Annotated in this window: 14 protein-coding genes; 8 read left to right on the forward strand and 6 right to left on the reverse strand. The window is 66.1% G+C overall.

What is annotated here, in order from left to right; all coding sequences use genetic code 11:
• Positions 1 to 29: 29 nt before the first annotated feature.
• Together LGR44_RS08910 and LGR44_RS08915 are read right to left on the reverse strand one after the other, a co-directional pair.
• A complete protein-coding gene (locus LGR44_RS08910) occupies positions 30 to 770 on the reverse strand; it encodes a tRNA1(Val) (adenine(37)-N6)-methyltransferase (protein ID WP_226739511.1) in 741 nt (246 codons plus the stop codon).
• Positions 763 to 987, reverse strand: coding sequence for a putative signal transducing protein (locus LGR44_RS08915; protein ID WP_226739513.1), 225 nt, complete (start codon positions 985 to 987; stop codon positions 763 to 765). The genes LGR44_RS08910 and LGR44_RS08915 overlap by 8 nt, the downstream gene beginning before the upstream one ends.
• Positions 988 to 1101: 114 nt before the next feature.
• Here LGR44_RS08915 and LGR44_RS08920 point away from each other — a divergent pair, with 114 nt between their 5' ends.
• Complete coding sequence (locus LGR44_RS08920; protein ID WP_226739515.1) at positions 1102 to 2121, forward strand: polyprenyl synthetase family protein; 1020 nt, start codon at positions 1102 to 1104, stop codon at positions 2119 to 2121.
• Between the two features lie 143 nt (positions 2122 to 2264).
• Here LGR44_RS08920 and LGR44_RS08925 read toward each other — a convergent pair whose 3' ends face one another.
• The gene (locus LGR44_RS08925; protein ID WP_226739517.1) at positions 2265 to 4112 is read right to left on the reverse strand and encodes a glycoside hydrolase family 113; all 1848 of its coding nucleotides are present in this window, start codon (positions 4110 to 4112) and stop codon (positions 2265 to 2267) included.
• A gap of 487 nt (positions 4113 to 4599) precedes the next feature.
• Between LGR44_RS08925 and LGR44_RS08930 the strand changes: the two genes are divergently transcribed.
• Complete coding sequence (locus LGR44_RS08930) at positions 4600 to 5409, forward strand: MetQ/NlpA family ABC transporter substrate-binding protein (RefSeq protein WP_226739519.1); 810 nt, start codon at positions 4600 to 4602, stop codon at positions 5407 to 5409.
• An 84-nt stretch (positions 5410 to 5493) separates the two neighbouring features.
• Here the strand turns inward: LGR44_RS08930 and LGR44_RS08935 are convergent, their stop codons facing one another.
• The 3 genes from LGR44_RS08935 to LGR44_RS08945 form a co-directional block, all read right to left on the reverse strand.
• Entirely contained in the window at positions 5494 to 6366 is an 873-nt protein-coding gene (locus tag LGR44_RS08935) for a 4-(cytidine 5'-diphospho)-2-C-methyl-D-erythritol kinase (RefSeq protein WP_226739521.1), read from the reverse strand.
• Positions 6367 to 6493: 127 nt separating this feature from the next.
• A complete protein-coding gene (locus LGR44_RS08940; RefSeq protein WP_377035681.1) occupies positions 6494 to 8278 on the reverse strand; it encodes a tetratricopeptide repeat protein in 1785 nt (594 codons plus the stop codon).
• Positions 8279 to 8546: 268 nt separating this feature from the next.
• Positions 8547 to 10211 (reverse strand): electron transfer flavoprotein-ubiquinone oxidoreductase, encoded by a 1665-nt coding sequence (locus LGR44_RS08945; RefSeq protein WP_226739523.1) that lies wholly within the window; start codon positions 10209 to 10211, stop codon positions 8547 to 8549.
• 199 nt (positions 10212 to 10410) lie between these two features.
• Here LGR44_RS08945 and LGR44_RS08950 point away from each other — a divergent pair, with 199 nt between their 5' ends.
• The 6 genes from LGR44_RS08950 to LGR44_RS08975 all read left to right on the forward strand — a co-directional run bounded on the left by LGR44_RS08950 (position 10411) and on the right by LGR44_RS08975 (position 14999).
• Positions 10411 to 10749 carry a hypothetical protein gene (locus LGR44_RS08950; protein WP_226739526.1) on the forward strand — a complete coding sequence of 113 codons (339 nt, stop codon included), beginning with the start codon at positions 10411 to 10413 and terminating at the stop codon, positions 10747 to 10749.
• Between the two features lie 13 nt (positions 10750 to 10762).
• Positions 10763 to 11824: a transglycosylase domain-containing protein gene (locus LGR44_RS08955; RefSeq protein ID WP_226739528.1), complete on the forward strand. Its 1062-nt coding sequence runs from the start codon at positions 10763 to 10765 to the stop codon at positions 11822 to 11824.
• Between the two features lie 80 nt (positions 11825 to 11904).
• A complete protein-coding gene (locus LGR44_RS08960) occupies positions 11905 to 12471 on the forward strand; it encodes a methylated-DNA--[protein]-cysteine S-methyltransferase (RefSeq protein WP_226739531.1) in 567 nt (188 codons plus the stop codon).
• Between the two features lie 68 nt (positions 12472 to 12539).
• The gene (locus LGR44_RS08965; protein WP_226739533.1) at positions 12540 to 13367 is read left to right on the forward strand and encodes a uracil-DNA glycosylase; all 828 of its coding nucleotides are present in this window, start codon (positions 12540 to 12542) and stop codon (positions 13365 to 13367) included.
• 87 nt (positions 13368 to 13454) lie between these two features.
• Positions 13455 to 14318 carry a KPN_02809 family neutral zinc metallopeptidase gene (gene ypfJ / locus LGR44_RS08970; protein WP_226739535.1) on the forward strand — a complete coding sequence of 288 codons (864 nt, stop codon included), beginning with the start codon at positions 13455 to 13457 and terminating at the stop codon, positions 14316 to 14318.
• A 99-nt stretch (positions 14319 to 14417) separates the two neighbouring features.
• Entirely contained in the window at positions 14418 to 14999 is a 582-nt protein-coding gene (locus LGR44_RS08975; protein ID WP_226739537.1) for a hypothetical protein, read from the forward strand.
• The last annotated feature ends 32 nt before the right edge of the window (positions 15000 to 15031 follow it).

The raw sequence follows: 15031 nt of genomic DNA on the forward strand, positions 1-15031 counted from the left end.
ACGATGCGGGCACCTTCGGGTGCCCGTTTTCATGCGAGGATCACCTCGCCCCGGTGCAGCGCCTCCGCCTGGGCGGTGAAGCGGCCGTCCGGACCGTTGAGAACGACCGGGGGCAGCACGTCCAAGGGGGCACGGCTTCCCTTGGTGGCCGCCAGCAGGAACCGGATCGCCGGCTTCCCGGCGGTCGGATGCACGAAGCGCAGCTGCAAGCCGCCCATGCCCGCGCCGAGCAGGCCCAGGCACTCGGCGAGCCGGTCGGCCCGGTGAATCAGAACGAAACGCCCCTTCGGCTTGAGCAAACCCGTGCAGGCCCTGAGCCAGGCCTCGAGCCCGCCCGCCGGCAGGGCATGGGCGGCGGCCCTGCCGCGGTCCGGCGAAATGCGGGCCTGCCCCTCTTCGAGGAAAGGCGGATTGGTCAGGACCCAGTCGGCGCTTTCCGGCGTCAGGCCCGCCGTCAGCCGTGCGGCCTTGTCCAGCACGTCGATGGCGACGACCTCCCCTGCCACGCCGTTGAGGCCGCAATTGCGGCGGCAGAGTTCCGCGAGATCCGGGTCCCGCTCGACGAAGACGTAGCGGGCGCCCCTCTCCCGCGCGGCCGCCATGAGGCCGACCGCCCCTGTGGAGGCGCCCACATCCACCACCCAATCCCCAGCCTTGACGGGCGCCGAGGCCGCGAGCAGCACCGCATCGGTGCCGGCCCGGTGCCCTTTGGCGGGCTGAACCAGCCGGACGCGCCCGCCGAGAAGCGAATCGTCCGTGGTGTCAGGCATGCCGCAGCTCGGATTCGAGACCGGCATCGCTGATCAGCCGGCGGGCCTGGGCCACGTGATCCTCGGGCACGAGGATGCGGCGCGGGAACACGCCGATCATGCCCTCCAGGGCGCTGATATGCATGTCTGCGACGAAAACCGGGATATTGGCGTTCTCCAACAAGGATTGTAGGAAGCCGATGAGCACGAGGTCGTTCGTCCGGACGATTTCGACCATCGGCGCCTGCCCCTCCCCTACGGCATGCGTTTGCATTGCAGCATGAAAAGTGCCATGCCACGGTGGCTTCATATTCCTACCGGCCCTGCCGGCCGGCAACCCGGGTATTGAGACGTGGGCGTCGTCGTTCCGTTCGAAGACAAGCATCCTGAGAAGAATGCGAGCATCGAAAAGCTCGTCTCCCTTGTGGCCGCTGACATGGAACGGGTCAATGGGATGATCCTGTCGCGCACCGGCTCCGAGGTCACCATGATCCCGGAGGTGGCCAACCACCTCATTTCCTCGGGCGGCAAGCGCCTGCGCCCCATGCTCACCCTCGCGACGGCGGGCCTTTCCGGCTACGAGGGCGACGGGCACGTGAAGCTCGCGGCCTCGGTCGAGTTCATGCACACGGCCACCCTCCTCCACGACGACGTGGTGGACGAGAGCGACATGCGCCGGGGCAAGATCGCCGCCCGCATCAAATGGGGCAACGAGGCCAGCGTCCTCGTGGGCGACTTCCTGCTCGGCCAAGCCTTCCGCATGATGGTGGAGGTCGGGTCCTTACGCGCCCTCGACATCCTGTCCGCCGCCGCGACCGTGATCGCGGAGGGCGAGGTGATGCAGCTCGCGGCCGCCAAGAACACCGAGACCACCGAGGACGAGTACCTGGCCGTGATTCGCGGCAAGACGGCGGAGCTCTTCGCCGCCGCCTGCGAGGTCGGACCCGTCATCGCCGGCCGGCCCAAGGCCGAGCAGACCGCCTGCCGCTCCTACGGCATGAATCTGGGCATCGCCTTCCAGCTCGTGGACGACGCGCTCGACTATGGCGGCAAGGCCGCGACCCTGGGCAAGAACGTGGGCGACGACTTCCGCGAGGGCAAGATCACCCTGCCCGTGGTCCTCTCCTTCCGCCGCGGCACCGACGAAGAGCGTGCCTTCTGGAAGCGCGTGCTCGAACAGGGCGAGATCGAGGATGCCGACCTGGAGCAGGCCGTCGCCATCATGCGCCGGCACCGGGCCCTGGAGGACACCATCGAGCGGGCGCGCCATTACGGCGCCATGGCCCGCGACGCGCTGGCCCTCTTCCCCAAGAGCCCAATGAAGCAGGCCCTGCTCGACACGGTCGATTTCTGCATCGCCAGGGCTCACTGAGCAGGCCGGCCCCTCGGCCCTCGCGCTGAAGAGGATCGCTTCGGCAGCCCGTCTCCTGCACGAGGGCGCTTTCGCTACACTCTGCCCCGTTCCAGGTGCGGCCTTGCGGCCGCTCCCCGGGATGAGGGCGATGCACGCCGCTCTCAGACGACGAAGAAGTCGTTTGCGGTGAGCTTGAGCTTCTTGGACAGCTTGGCGATCTCGACCGCCTTGCCGGCACCCGATCCGTCGGCATCGTAATACAGGATGCCCTTCTTCTTGCTGTAGACGAGGTAGTCGTCCTTGCCCTTCGCCTTCTCCAGGCTGAAGAACTTCTTGTTCAGCTTCGCCGGCTTGGCTTCCGAGCCCTTCTTGCCCAGCTTCTTGAAGATCTTGTTGTCGAGCCAGATCGTGTCGTCGGCCACCGAGAAGTCCTTGATCTTGTCCAGGTTCTTCTTCTTGTTCGGCTTCGTGTCGAACACGAAGATGTCCTGGCCGGCGCCGCCGGTCAGCACGTCCTTGCCGCTCTTGCCGTAGAGCCGGTCGTTGCCGTCCTCGCCGTTAAGCTTGTTCGCTTTCTTCGTACCGATCAAAACCCTGCCTGCTGCTTTATCTGCGACACTCGCAAACGACACGGTTCCGTCGGAGAACTGGAATGTTTCGACCCCGAAGACAATGTCTCGCCCATTCCCGTTTGCACGCTTATCCAGGACAGTGAACGAGCCGTCCGGATTTTTGGTGACGGAATACTCCGCGCGCGCGCCGCTGTAGATGGCCCTGTCCTGATCGCCTGCCCCGCCGTCGAGAACGTCGTCGCCGGCACCTCCCCAGAGCGCGTCATTCCCGCCCGCGCCGTTCAGCGTGTCGTTATGATAGCCGCCATCGAGCTTGTCGGCTCCGGCCGTGCCGCTCCAGACGAGACCCGTTTTGTGAGCTGGGCTTGAGTAATGCTCGGTGATCGTTGCGTTGGCAGGCTTGTGCTGTGTGGTGTAGTCCGTCCACGGCACCTCCCGACCTCCTTCGCTCACGGGGAGCATCGGATTCTCGAAGGAGTAGTAGCTCCAGAGGAATGCTCCCGCGAGCCATTGCCCGCCATAATTTTCCATCACATGGAAAAGAGCCTCGTAGCAGTCCACCTGCTCCTGGAAGTCGACCTCGCCGCTGCCGCCGAAGATGCCGGGGTCCTTGTTGTGCCCGTCCATGCTCTTGTAGCCGACCTCGGTGAAGATCACTTTCTTGCCGTACCGCTCGGACAGCGACTTGTAGTAATCGACGACGGATTTGCCCTCATAGAGGGTGTCCCGGATCCAGGGATTGAAGTGCGGCTTGACCCAGGCGTCGACGATCTGACCGACGGTCGGGTTGTTGATCTTCGAGGACGGGATGTAGGCGTCGATTCCGATGTAATCGACCTTGTCCCAGAAACCGACATGGACCACCTCGTCATAGGTGGCCGCATAGGTGACCTTGCCTGAATAGACGGCCCGCACGGCATCGATGATCTCGACCCATTTCTCCGTATAGGTCTTGCCGTCGCTCGTGACCTTGGTCGGGTCCGTCATGCTGACCATTTCGGTGCCGACGCAGATCATCTCCGCGCCAGCCTCCTGCGCCACCTTGGCATACTCGACCATCATGGCCTTGTAGCTGTCGAACCAGGCTTTGGGATCGGTGGGCTCGAATTCGGCGCGCCAGACGCGGTTGTCGGATTCCACATGGGGCTTGAGCACGACCTTGAGACCGCGTTCCTTGGCCACGAGAATGGATTGCTTCACCTCCGCAAACGTATCGCTCTCGTTGTCCCAGGGGTAATTATTCTTCCAGAGGTTTAATTTCACCTCACTGCTGAATTGGTCCGTCTGGAAGAAGTTGGGGATGATCGTGACGGTGTTGGCGCCTGTGGCGATGATCTGCCCCATGGCCAGTTGGCCCTGGGCGTCGGTGATCTGCCGGCCCCAATAGGACGGCTGCGTGATGCTCTCCCACTCGAAGATCTCATTGGAATTGCTCATGCTCTTACCCCCGTGCAATGTCTCGTGCCAATCGATTGCGGCGAAGCCTGATCGCCGATTCTTTATTATTTTATAACATCTCATTTTGGCGCCGTCCTTCGGCCAAACGGCCTAGCGGCATGGGGACGCGCCGCACCACCGTTTCGTTCCATAAAAAGAACAATACGGTTGACATAAAGGCCAGGCGATGCGAAAGGTCCTCCTGCCGACCGGCGGTGCTTCCGCCGGAGAGCCGCGGTGATTTGAGACGAGCAGCTTGCGCCGCGTCATCAAACGCTAAAGCGCCACGAAAGCGGATTCCGCCTCGTGGTTCACGAGGGTCGATGTGCCATGACGAACCTGTTTCCAGACATGACGCGAAACCGGCGGCCTGCCCTGGCCCTCAGGTGTCGTCCCGCGGCCTGAACCTTCTTCCCGTCACTTCCGAACCACATGTCCGGCTTCGTGTTGAAGCCGAACGACGAACCTTGCCCGAAAGGCACCTGCCATGTTTGATCTTACCCGTCGCACCCTCCTGTCCGCCTCCCTCGCTCTCGGCGCGGTTCTGGCCGCAGCCCTTCCGGCCGCTGCTCAGCAGAAGAGCATCAAGGTCGGCGTCATGTCCGGCGCGGAGGAGGAAGTGGCACAGGTCGTGAAGAAGGTCGCGGCCGGAAAAGGCCTCGATGTGGAGCTCGTTCCCTTCTCCGATTATGCCCTCGTCAACGAGGCCCTGGAGCGGGGCGACCTCGACGCCAATGCCTTCCAGCACAAGCCCTATCTCGATGCGCAGATCGCAGCCCGGGGCTACAAGATCGTCCCGGTGGGCTTCACCTTCGTGCAGCCGATCGGGCTCTACTCGACCAAGGTGAAGTCGGTGGCCGACCTGCCGAAAGGCGCGAAGATCGGCATTCCGAACGACCCGAGCAACGGCGGCCGCGCGCTCAACCTGCTGGCGCAGGAAGGCGTGATCAAGCTGAAGGAGGGCAAGGGCCTGTCGCCGAGCCTGCTCGACATCGCCGAAAATCCCAAGAACGTGCAGTTCTCCGAGCTCGACGCGGCGCAGCTGCCCCGCGCCCTGCCCGATCTCGATGCGGCCGTGATCAACACCGACCACGCCCTCAATGGCGGCCTCGACATCCGCAAGGACACGATCGCGGTCGAGAAGCGCGAGGGCAACCCTTACGCCAACTTCGTGGCCGCCCGCCAGGGCGAGGAAAACCGCCCCGAGATCAAGACCTTCGTGGAATCCTATCAGTCGCCGGAGGTGGCGAAGTTCCTGGAAGAGCGCTTCAACGGCGCCATCATTCCGGCCTGGTAAGGCGGCTCGGTTCCGATACCGGCCCTTGCGCACCATGGCCGGCCTCGTGCCGGCCATCCACGTTTTCGTGTGACCGCCGTGAGCCTACCGAAGGCTCGTGGCCTTTACCCACCAATCCGGCCGCCACGCCGCGATCCGTTTGGATGCCGCGGCAGCGGTTTCGCAATCGTCGTAGAGCCCGAACACCGTCGCCCCTGAGCCAGACATGCGGACGAGACGGCAACCCTGCGTCTCCGACACCAGCCGAAGCGCCTCGCCGATCAGGGGCTGGACCCGGCCCGCAGGAGGCTCCAGATCGTTGCGCGCCGCCTTCAGGGCATCGAGCAGGGAGCCGGCCGAACCGCCCGCAACCGCGGGATGCGGCTCCCCGGCGAGAGCCTGCCCCGCCTGCAATCCCAGCGCCTTGAACACCGCCGGCGTCTCGACCGGCACCCGTGGATTGACCAGCACGGAAAACAGGCGCGGCAGGCTCAGCGCCGGGCCCAGCTCCTCGCCTGCCCCACGCATCATGCGCGCCTGCGGCTCCAGGCAGACGGGAACGTCGGCCCCGGTCAGGCGGGCGGCCTCCCGGATGGCCGGATGGGACAGCGGCAGGCCGTTGAGGCGCGCGAGAAGCCGTAAGGCCGCGGCGGCATCCGAGGAGCCGCCGCCGATGCCGGCCGCGACCGGCAGGCGCTTCACTAGATGAAAGGTGCCGACGGCCAGGCCTTCGAACCGCTCGGTCAGGAGGCGGCCCGCCTTGAGCACGAGATTGTCCGCGTCGCCTCCGGCCAGGGAGGCGGTCGGGCCGGAGACCCGCAGGGCCAATGCGGGCCCCGGCTCCAGCCGCAGGTCGTCCCCCGTTCCGGCGAAGGCCACGAGGCTTTCCAGGTCGTGATAGCCGTCCGCGCGCCGCCCCAGGACATGGAGCGTCAGGTTGATCTTGGCGGGTGCGCGGGTGGCGAGGGGCTGGGGCATGACGCCTTTCCATGCCCGAGAGCGGGAGCGTTGGGAAGGGTCGGGCTGGAGCGGTCCCCTGAACGAAAATGGCCGGGCGGATCCGCCCGGCCATGAGATCTCACGGGATGCGTTCGGGAGAAACGGCTCAGCCGCCGCTGGCATCCGCTTTCGGCGAAGGAACGGTCTCGGCCGCGGCGGGCTTGGGCTCTTCCTCCATCCCGTGCTCGATCTTCTTGAGGATCTTCTCCAGATCCTCGGGCTCGGGGTTCGAGTCCTTGGCGTGGTTCCACTGGAACTTGGCCTCGAGCTTGCGGCCGACCTTCCAATAGGCGTCGCCCAGATGGTCGTTGATGACCGGATCGCCGGCCTTCAGCTCCACGGCCTTCTCGAGTTCGCGCACGGCGTCCTCGTAGCGGCCCATGCGGTAATAGGCCCAGCCGAGGGAATCGATGATCATGCCGTCGCGGGGCGCGAGCTCCACGGCGCGGGTGAGCATCTTGAAGGCTTCGTCGATGTTGACGTTCTGATCGACCCACGAATAGGCCAGATAGTTCAGCACCTGGGCCTTGCCCGCCGGCAGGGTGTCCGGAACCAGTTCGAGGGCCTTCTTCAGATCGGCCTCGCCCTTCTCCCACTGCTTCGCGCGCTCGTAGGACGTGCCGCGATAGAAATAGAGGATCCAGTGGCTGCGGTCGGGGGTGCCGATCAGCTCGATGGCCTTGCTGTAGGTCTCGGCGGCTTCGGCGAACTGCTTGCGCGAGCGCTGCACGTTGCCCAGCGCCATCACGACCTCGACGTCCTCCGGGTACTCCTTCATCAGGTTCTGGAGGTAGGCGATCGCCTCGTCGCCACGGCCCATCAGTTCGTAGTTCTGGCCGATGGCGATGTCGGCGCTCGCGCGCACCGGGGCGTCCTTGGGAATGCGGGCGAAGGCCTCGTTGGCCCGCTCGTACTGCTTCAGGCGCTCATAGACGTCGCCGAGGGTGACGAGGGCCAGCGCGTGGTTCGGGTTGAGATCGAGCCCGAGCTGCAGATAGATGATGGCCGTCAACTCGTCGCCCTGGCTGTTGCCGACGACGCCGAGCCCGTAGAGCAGCTCCGCGGCCCCGTCCTGGGCGGTCTTGATCAGGGGAAGAAGCGGCTTGCCCTCCTCCAGGGCCTTGATGGCGCTGCGCACCAGGGGGTGGCGCGGCGCCACCTCGTCGAAGCCCTTGTAGACCGCCAGCGCCTCCTCCTTGCGGCCGCGCTTGGCGAGGAACCGGCCATAGGCGTCGACCACCTGCAGGGTGTTGCGCTCGCCCTCATAGGCCGCCTTGAAGCGCTTCTCGGCCTCGGCGGTATTGCCGACCACATCGGCGATCAGGGCGGCGTGGTACTCGCGGAACTGGTTGAAGGCGCGCTCGTTCTTGAGCCGGTCGACGGTGGCCAGGGCCTTCTTGCCGTCCTTGGACCCGGCATAGGCCCAGGCGGCGAGGAGAGTCCCGGTCAGGTCGGCCCGTCGCGTTCCCGTGGCCTGGAGCAGCCGCTTGCGGACATCCGCGTATTTCTGGTTCTTGAGGGCGCGGACGCTCAGGGCGAACTGGGCGAGGTTGTTCGACGGATCGCGCGAGGCCAGCCGCTCGGCGGCGCGGAACGCGTCCGACATCGAGCCGTTGGCGAGGAAGGCCACGAAGGCACGCTCCAGGAGCTCCTGGTTGCGCGGGTCCTCCTGGATCGCCTCCTTGAAGAAGGTCGTCGCAGCCGCCGTGTCGCGGGCGGCGCCGGCCACATAGGCGGCCAGGAAGTTGCCTTCCAGGCTCATGGCGGGCCGGAGAGGCTCGGCCGGCTCCACATTGGCGGCGGCCATGGCGGGCGCGGCAAGGAAGCCGGCCACCGAGAGCATAAGCGCGGGCAAGCCCTTGCGGACCGAAGAGAAACTAAAGGTTGGCACGAAGCGCGGCTCCAATCATCGCGACATCTCAATGGAACGGAGATGTGCGCCAAATCAGGCCGGAGAATGGCGTTTCCCTGTCACGGCGGCAAGGGGAACATTGACGCTGGTCGAGGTCTCGTGAAGATCCGAGGGAAATTCGTCGGCTGGATGGCGGCTTGGAGGCACGGATTGCGGGCCTGATCGAAGCTCGCGGAGAGCGCCCCCGTGGCTCTCCTCCCCACAAGGGGGAGGGAATGAGGTCGTGCTAGGGCCGGAGCCAAGCCCCTTACATGTTGATGTAGTTCGGTCCGCCGCCGCCTTCGGGGGTGACCCAGTTGATGTTCTGGTTCGGGTCCTTGATGTCGCACGTCTTGCAGTGGACGCAGTTCTGCGCGTTGATCTGGAAGCGCGCTCCCCCCTCGCCCTCGACCCATTCGTAGACCCCGGCCGGGCAGTAGCGCTGCGAGGGGCCGCCATAGACGTCGTGCTCGGACGCCTTCTGCAGGCCCATGTCCCTGACCTTGAGATGGACCGGCTGGTCCTCCTCGTGATTGGTGTTCGACAGGAACACCGAGGAGAGCTTGTCGAAGGTCAGCACCCCGTCGGGCTTCTCGTACCTGATCGGCTTCACCTGATCGAGCGGCAGCAGGCATTCGTGATCGGGCTTGCCGTGGCTCATGGTGCCGAAGGGCGACCAGCCGAACAGCTCCGTCAGCCACATGTCGAGGCCGCCCAGCGCCACGCCCGCTGTCGTGCCGTATTTCGACCAGAGCGGCTTCACGTTGCGCACGCGCTTGAGGTCGTAGCCGATGGGCGAGGAGCGCCAGGCCTCCTCGTAGGACGCGACCTCGTCGTGGGAGCGGCCCGCCTGCAGCGCCTCGAGGAGGTGATCGGCGCAGAGCATGCCGGACAGGATCGCGTTGTGGCTGCCCTTGATGCGCGGCACGTTCACGAAACCAGCGGAATCGCCCACGAGGCAGCCGCCCGGGAAGGACAGGCGCGGCACCGATTGCCAGCCGCCCTCCATGATGGCGCGGGCGCCGTAGCCGATGCGCTTGGCGCCCTCGAACACGTCGCGCACCATCGGATGGGTCTTGAAGCGCTGGAACTCGTCGAAGGGCGAGAGGGTCGGGTTCTTGTAGTTGAGGTGCACCACGAAGCCGACGGAGACCAGATTGTCGTCGAAGTGGTAGAGCCAGGAGCCGCCGCCCGCGTTGTTCGGCAGGGGCCAGCCCATGGAATGGCGCACGAGGCCGGGCTGGAACTTGTCGGGCTGAACCTGCCAGAGCTCCTTGATGCCGATACCGTATTTCTGGTGGTCGCGGCCCTGGTTGAGGCCGTAGCGCTCGACCATCTGCTTCGTCAGGTTGCCGCGCGCGCCTTCCGCGAAGACCGTGTACCTGGCGCGAAGCTCCATGCCGCGGGTGAAGTTGGCGTTGGGCTCGCCGTTCCGGCCGATGCCCATGTCGCCGGTGGCGATGCCCACCACCTTGCCGTCCTCCACCAGCACCTCGGCGGCCGGGAAGCCCGGATAGATCTCGACGCCCAGCTCCTCCGCCTTGCGGCCGAGATAGCGGGCCACGTTGCCCAGGGAGCCGACGAAGTTGCCGTGGTTGTTCATGAGCTTGGGCATGAACACGTTGGGCAGCCTCACGCCGCCCGCATGGCCCAGATACATGAACTCGTCCGCCGTCACTGCGGTCTTGAGGGGACGGTCCGGATCGCTGCGCCATTCCGGCAGGAGGCTGTCGAGGCCGATGGGATCGACCACGGCGCCGGAGAGGATGTGGGCGCCGACCTCCGAGCCCTTCTCCACCACCACGACGGAGATGTCCGCTCCCTTCTCGGCCGCCTGCTGCTTGAGCCGGATGGCGGTGCTGAGGCCCGCAGGACCGGCTCCGACGACGACGACGTCGAAATCCATCGATTCACGGGCGGGCAGATCGGCCATAGCGGTTCTCCTGGTACGCGGCTTTCACCTTGAGCGAATAGATGGTTTACATATGAACGACCTATTCGAATTCTCAAGTTATTCTAACGCAGGCACCTTCCTAACTTCATTGGTGCGCGGCCGAAAGCTCTCTTTCGGCATAACATTATGCCGAACTTTCCACTTGTTCCCAAATTTGGGAACGTCTATGGTGCTCCCCATGCTTGTGATCGGCGTTCCGAGACTTGAAGCCTATTGGACCCTTCATCCCGAGGCGGAGCCCTCCCTGAGGGCTCTTCATGCTCTGCTGTCCGCGGCCTCGTGGGGCAGCGCGGCCGAGTTGGTGCTGCATTGGGCGGCCATAGCCCGTGAGGACAAGGGATGCATCAGGCTCGCCCTCGTCGACGACGGGTGCGAGGTCCTGGTTCAGATCAACTTCGCCCTCGGAATCGCCCAGATCCAAGCCGTGAATGCCCTTGCGCCCCATGGAGCGACGAGCGATGACCGTCAGCGTAAAACCGATCAGATCCCCGGCGGATTACGAGCAAGCCCTGCGTGAGATCGAAACCCTCATGGCTGCCCAACCGGGCTCCCACGAGGAGGACCGACTGGAAGTCCTGGCCGCCCTCGTGGCCGCCTATGAGGCGAAGCAGGGTGTGGCGGCCTCGGCCGATCCGATCAGCGTGCTGCAGTTCGCCCTTCGCGCGCAGGGCAAGGGGCAGAAGGATGTTGCCGCCACCCTCGGGTCGCGCTCCCGCGCTTCGGAGGTCCTGAGCCGGAAGCGGCATCTGTCGGCCGACATGGTCGAGAAGCTGTCCCGGGCCTTCGCCATTCCCACCCATCTTCTGGCCGTACCCTATGAGGTTGCCACGGGGCGCCTGCGCCGGATCATCGGCGGCGGCTCGGTCGCGACGGTCGTCGTTCTGGGCCTCATGGGCGCCGGAACCGGCCTTCTCTTCTGGCACTACGGCCAGGACCTGCCGGAGGTCGCATCGCTCGCCACCTATCAACCGCCCAGCCTGGTGAGGAGAGATGACAACGGGCGCCTCCTGGAGCACCGCAGCTTCGTCCCCCTGACGGAGATCCCGCCTCATGTGGTGAAAGCCTTTCTGGCGGCCGAGGATCAGGACTTCTATGACCATGGCGGTGTGAGCACGCGGGCGATCCTGCGCGCCTCCCTGCAGAACATCGCCAGTCTCGGGATCAATCCCGCAGGTGGCAGCACGATCAGTCAGCAGGTCGCCAAGAACGTGCTGCTGCCGGGCCAGCCGCGCTCCCTCGAACGCAAGATCAAGGAAGTCATCCTGGCCCGCAGGATCGAGGCGAACCTGACCAAGGACCGGATCCTCGAGATCTATCTCAATCAGATCTATTTCGGCGGCAGCGCCTATGGCATCGCCGCGGCATCGCAGGCCTATTTCGGCAAGGCACCGCACGACCTCACCCTTGCCGAAGCTGCCTACCTGGCTGCCCTGCCGAAGGCTCCCAACCATTACCGCCTCGACATGGCCGAGAACCGGGATCGAGCGAAGGACCGGCGGGATTGGGTTCTGGCCCGCATGGCGGACGATGGCCTGATCACGCCCACGGCCGCACATTTGGCTGCAGGCGAACCCCTGGTGATCTCGAACTGAGCGTGACGATCCGGGCGGTCCCTGTCCGGGAGCGAAAGCCCCCGAGTTGCCGCCCCGTCTCGGGATGTCTACAATGAGACATGCAGGATCATCCGTCCGATCGAGAGGCGTCCTATACGCTGTTCGACACGCCCATCGGGGTCTGTGGGCTCGCCTGGAACGAGCGCGGAATCGCGGGCTTCCAGCTCCCCGAGGAGGACGTGTCCGGGATGCGCAGCCGCCTCGCCAAGCGCTTCCCCGGGATCCGCGAAACGCCGCCGCCACCGGACATCCGGGCCGTCATCGACGACGTGGCGGCTCTGCTCGGGGGCGAGGCGCGCGATCTGTCCGCCGTGCCGCTGGACATGGACGGCGTGCCGGAATTCGACCGTCGCATTTACGAGATCGCCCGCAGCATTCCGCCGGGCCGCGTGCTGACCTATGGCGAGATTGCCTCCCGGCTCCGCATCGACAACGCGCGAGCGATCGGCCAGGCGCTGGGGCGCAATCCTTTCACCGTCATCGTGCCTTGCCACCGGGTCGTGGCGGCAGGCGGCAAGCTTGGGGGGTTCTCGGCCAATGGGGGTGCCACGACCAAGCGCCGCCTTCTCGCCATCGAAGGCGCCAGACGGGACGAGAGTCCGACCCTTTTCGACCTGATTTCGTGAAGGCAGACCGGTCGGGTCCTGTGCGGGCCCGAGTTGTCCGTGCCCCTCGGAATGCTTACATACGATTCATGCAGGACGCCCCTTCCGACCGCGACGCTCTTCAGGCGCTCCTCGACTTCCATGTCGAGGCGGGGGTGGACCTTGCCCTGGACGAGACGCCGCACAACCGCTTCGCCGAAGCCGCAGCGCCGCCTGCCCCCGCCAGGGCGCCGGAACAGCCCCGTGAAGCCCCCCGCCCCGCCGCGCCTCCTCCCCGCGCGTTGCCCAAGATGGCGGCGGCCGCGCCGGAGGACGTGGCGACCATGGCGCGCGAGCTGGCGCGCGACGCCCAGTCCCTCGAGGAACTCGAAGCCCTCCTGCGGGAGTTCGACGGCTGCGCCTTGAAGTTCAGCGCCAAGAATCTCGCCTTCGCGGACGGCAACCCGAAGGGGCGCGTGATGCTGGTGGGCGAAGCGCCCGGCGCCGACGAGGACCGGATCGGAAAGCCCTTCATGGGCCGCTCCGGCCAGCTCCTCGACAGGATGCTCGCCGCCATCGGCCTCGACCGCAGCAACGTCTACGTGGCCAACATCGTGCCGTGGCGACCGCCGGGCAACCGCACGCCCACGCCGCAGGAAATCGCGATCTGCAAGCCGTTCATCGCCCGCCAGATCGAGCTCGCGGGTCCCGAGATCCTGCTCTGCCTCGGCGGCCCGGCGGCCCAGAACCTGCTCAACGTGAAGGACGGCATCCTGCGCACCCGCGGCCGCTGGTTCACCTACAAGACCGAGGCCGGGCGCGAGCTCCGCGCGATGCCGACCCTGCATCCGGCCTATCTCCTGCGCCAGCCCCTGCAGAAGCGCCTCGGCTGGCGGGACTTCACTTCCCTGCGCCGCGCCCTCGACGGTCGCGAATAGGCCAAGCTTCTCCTTCTCCCCGGAACCGGGCCAAAAGATCCGCTTTAAGACTGTGCGGCGCAGGATGCCGCTCGTTGCAGGTGGATCATGCGCTGGGAAGATTTTCGAACCTCGTCCAATGTGGAAGACCGTCGCGGCATGGGAATCGGCGGCGCCGGCGGCCTCGGGATGGGGACGATCGTGATCCTCGGCCTGATCGGCTGGGCCTTCGGCATCGACCCGCGCCTTCTCATCGGCGGGGCCGAGATGCTCGCGGGCGGCGGCTCCGGCTACGAGCAGCAGCAGGGCCGCCAGGGCGCCCCCGACGACGAGATGGGCCGCTTCGCCGCCGCGATCCTCGGCAATACGGAGGATGTGTGGACGACCGTGCTGCCGCAGCAGGTCAACCGCCAGTACAATCCGCCCAAGCTCGTGCTGTTTTCCGGCGCGACCCGCTCCGGCTGCGGCGGCGCGCAATCGGCCATGGGTCCGTTCTACTGCCCGCTCGACCAGACCATCTACATCGATCTCTCCTTCTTCCAGGAAATGCAGCAGCGCTTCCGCGCCGGCGGCGATTTCGCCTATGCCTACGTGCTCGCCCACGAGGTCGGCCACCATGTCGAGAACGAGCTCGGCATCCTGCCCCGCGTGCAGGAGCGCCAGCGGCAGGTCGGGCAGACGGAGGCCAACCAGCTCTCGGTGCGCGTCGAGCTGATGGCCGACTGCCTCGCGGGCGTCTGGGCGCACCATTCCAACCAGCGCTGGCACTCCCTCCAGGAGGGCGACATCGAGGAGGCGATCCGGGCCGCCGAGGCCATCGGCGACGACCGCCTGCAGAAGCAGAGCCAGGGCCGCGTCGTGCCCGACAGCTTCACCCACGGCTCCTCGGCCCAGCGCATGCGCTGGCTCACCACGGGCCTGAAGAGCGGACAGGTCCAGGCCTGCGACACGTTCCGGGCGACGCGGCTCTAATCGTCCCTGCCCCACGCCCAGGCCCCGGAATTTGGCCATACCACCCATCGGCAGCCTTGAGCTATGTTGAAGGCCTCGAGCCTGCACGGAGGCAAGGCGATGGCTGGAAAGGCGTTCAACGGCGGCAGGCGTTTCTGGAGGCTGGCGCCCTGGGCGATCTCGGCGCTCCTTCTGCTGCTGCCCCTGGTGGCGATGCAGTTCACCGATGAGGTGGCCTGGGACGAGACCGACTTCGCCGTCTTCGGCGCCATGCTGTTCGGCGCTTGCGGCACCTACGAACTGGCCGCCCGGATGACGGGAAGCGTTGCCTACCGGGCCGCCGTCGGCGTCGCGGTCGCGGCGGCCTTCGTCCTCATCTGGATCAATCTCGCGGTCGGCATCATCGGATCCGAGGACAACCCGGCCAACCTGATGTATGGCGGCGTGCTCGCCGCCGGGATCGTCGGCGCCCTCGTCGTCCGCTTCCAGCCCCGTGGCATGGCGCTCGCGCTGGCCGCGACGGCGCTGGCTCAGGTGCTGGTCGGCGTGATCGCCCTGACCGCGGGGCTTGGCTCCACCGGAGAGAACTGGCCAAGGGTCATTCTGGTCCTGACCGGATTCTTCGCCGCGCTCTGGCTCCTGTCGGCCTGGCTGTTCCGGAAGGCGGCGCGGGAGCCGGCCTCCACAGGCGCGGCATCCTAGACGAGTCCCGGCCATGACGGGGTGAGAAGCCC

It is taken from the genome of Microvirga lenta, from assembly GCF_020532555.1.
Taxonomy (GTDB): Bacteria; Pseudomonadota; Alphaproteobacteria; order Rhizobiales; family Beijerinckiaceae; genus Microvirga; species Microvirga lenta.